Raw genomic sequence first — 2,862 nt, forward strand, 5'->3', positions numbered from 1 at the left:
GCGCCACGCTGGACGCGACGCGGGTCGCCGGACGGCCCGCAGCGGCGTAGACCCGGCCGCCCGAACCGGTGCAGTAGCCGCCTCCGCCGCCACTGCCTCCGCCGGCCCCCTGGTTCTCCTCCGCGTGCCGGTAGAGCGGCTGGGCCGGCAGGCCTTGTTCCAGCGTGCGCCCGATCATGTAGCCGGCCATCAGGGGCACGAAGGCGCCGGCTGCGTCCGGGGTGACCGTCTCTCCCGCCACGCAGCCGTCCGGACCGTGATGCGCCCGGCATGCCTCCGCGGTGGCGTAGCGCGGCGCCGTCGCGGAATAGGCGGCCTGGGCCGCCGCATAATCGGTCGTGCAGGCCTCCTCCGTGCGAAGACCCTGGCCGATGCAGGCGGACAGGCTGTCGTACACCAGGGCGTCCTCCTCTTTCTGGGAGGGGTCCAGCCAGCCCAGTCCGAGCGCCGCCGCCCCGGCCCCGGTGACCAGGACGAGGGAGATCGCGGCCGAGCGCTTGCGCCGGCGGCCCTCGGCAGGGTCTTCTCCGGGCCCGGCCATGCGCGCGTCCGCCATCTCAGGCGGTCATCGAGGCGGCGTTCACGAGGCCGCCCGCGAAGGACGCCGCGCCGAGGAGCACCGCGGCGGCCATCCGCCCGTCCTCGATGCGCCGCGACAGATCGGGCACCGCGAGGCGCACGAGCCAGTAGATCAGGATCTGCACGACGAGGGCGACGAGGCCCCAGACGATGCAATCGAGGATGGACTGTGCGTTGTAGATCGCCACCGAGAGCGGCAACGCGAAGCCGACGAGGCTGAAGCCCAGCGCCACCGCGGCCGCCGCCACGTCCCGCCGGATCAGTGCGAACTCATTGTGGGCGGTGGCGAGCGTATAGACGAGAAGGTAGAATCCGATCAGTCCCCCGGCCGTCACGAGGTAGAGCAGGAAGGCGGGCAGACCCGAGATGGAGGTCATGCCCGAAGCCCTCCGCCAGGAACCGGCGCGGAGCACGGTGATGCGTCGGTCGGGTCGCCCATGGAGCCGTATCCGTCGAGGTTTCGCTCAGCCGCTCCGCAGGGCGTAGCATGCAGGCAGGAACGGTCACAATCGCGGGGCGGCAACCGCCCCATGGGGCCGGACGGTCGGCTGCGCGTCGCGTTCCCCGCCGACGCCGCCACGCCAGACCGACGCCACGCCAGACCGATGCGGACGCCGCCCCAAACCACACCGGCCACCAGCGTAAGCGCCATGACGGGCAGCATCGCGATGACGCCCCAGCCCATGGGCGCCATCAGCGTCAGGGGTAGACCGAGATCGATCCCGGCGATCACGCAGGGATGGACGTCGTCCTCGCTCAACGTGCAGCCGGCCCCATTGCCGATGATCGACGCGATGGCAGACGGTATGGCGGGCAGCCCGGCCGCGAGGCCGAGGCCGATCGGAAGCGCCGCGCATCCTGGCCCGGCCTGCGTTACCTGTGACGATGCAGAATTCGCGCGGGCCCGCCGTAGCGTCGCCGCCTCGCGGCCGGGACGGTCATGCGTGCCCCCCGGACATGTCCTCCGAACCACCACGGCATCGTGACCGTAAGCAAGCCAGAGCATGCACTGCGCTTCAGGAGGCTTCCGTCACGGCTCACGCGCGAACTGCGGGACACGATGCCGCCAATCGTGCGCTCGCTCATATCGGTTCGCGAACCGGAGCAGCATGTCCTCGGCGAAGGGCCGGGCGGCGATTTGCAGGCTGATCGGCAGGCCGCGCCGGTCGAAGCCGCAGGGCAGCGCGATGGCGGGCAGCCCCGTCAGATTGAACGGGTAGGTGAGGCGCCAGGACGCCGCCAGCACGCTCTCCTGCCGGCCCGCGAGCGCGACGGTCGCCTCGTCGGTCCGCCACGCGGTCAGCGGCGAGGCGGGGGTGACGATCACGTCCGCGTCGTCCAGCGCGGCGGCCATCTCGGCCATGATCAGCCCCCGGGCCTGCTCGGCCCGCAGGTAGTCCGGACCGGTCACGAGCCGGCCCATCTCGACGAGGTCGCGGACGTCCTCGGCGAAGCCCCCCACGTGGCCCTGCGCGAGGCTGCGGTCGTGATAGGCCGTGGAGGACGCCAACTCGATGGCGTAGATGGCGCCGAGCCCGTAACGCAGGGCGGGCACCGTGACGTCCCGGACCGTGCAGCCCTGCCCGGCGAAGAAGCGGATCGCCTCCTCGACCGCCGCGGCGACGTCCGCATCGACCGCCTCGAAGAAGTGGTTGCGGATCACCGCCACCCGCAACCCGCGCACCGGCGCGTCGAGGCCGGCCGTGTAATCCGGCACGGGGGCGGAGGTGGCGGCCGGGTCGGCCGGATCGGGGCCGGCCAGGACCTGGAGCAGGAGCGCCGCGTCGGCCACCGTCAGGGTCAGCGGCCCGGCATGGTCGAGGGACCAGGAATGCGGGACGATCCCCGAGCGGCCGATCCGCCCATAGGTCGGCTTGAGACCCACGACGCCGCAGAGGGCCGCCGGGATCCGGATGGAGCCGCCGGTATCCGAGCCGAGCGCGGCCGGACACAGCCGGGCTGCCACCGCCGCCCCCGAGCCGCCGCTGGATCCGCCGGGCACCCGCGCGAGGTCCCAGGGGTTGCGCGTCGGCGGCGTGACCATGCCCCAGGCGAATTCGTGCATGCGCAGCTTGCCGAGGATCACGGCGCCGGCCGCCCGCAGCTTCGCGACGCAATGGCTGTCCTGCCGCGGGAAGGTCAGGGCGTCGACCGAGGTGCCCGCCCGGGTCGGCAGGTCGGCGGTCGTGTAGTTGTCCTTGATGCCGATCGGGATGCCGTGGAGCGGCCCCCGCGGCCCCGTCCGGGCGATCTCCCCGTCCGCCGCGCGGGCCGCGTCGAGGG

3 protein-coding genes are annotated in these 2,862 nt (G+C 72.9%); all 3 read right to left on the bottom strand.

The window, feature by feature from the left end:
• The coding region (locus FV228_RS25650) for a DUF1190 domain-containing protein (RefSeq protein ID WP_246694028.1) at positions 1 to 541 on the bottom strand (541 nt) is incomplete at its 3' end.
• A 16-nt stretch (positions 542 to 557) separates the two neighbouring features.
• Entirely contained in the window at positions 558 to 956 is a 399-nt protein-coding gene (locus FV228_RS25655) for a DUF350 domain-containing protein (RefSeq protein WP_147857123.1), read from the bottom strand.
• 653 nt (positions 957 to 1,609) lie between these two features.
• Positions 1,610 to 2,862: amidase (locus FV228_RS25660; protein WP_147857124.1), on the bottom strand; the 1,253-nt coding region annotated here is incomplete at its 5' end.

Origin of the sequence: Methylobacterium sp. WL18, assembly GCF_008040015.1 — a bacterium.
GTDB lineage: Bacteria > Pseudomonadota > Alphaproteobacteria > Rhizobiales > Beijerinckiaceae > Methylobacterium > Methylobacterium mesophilicum.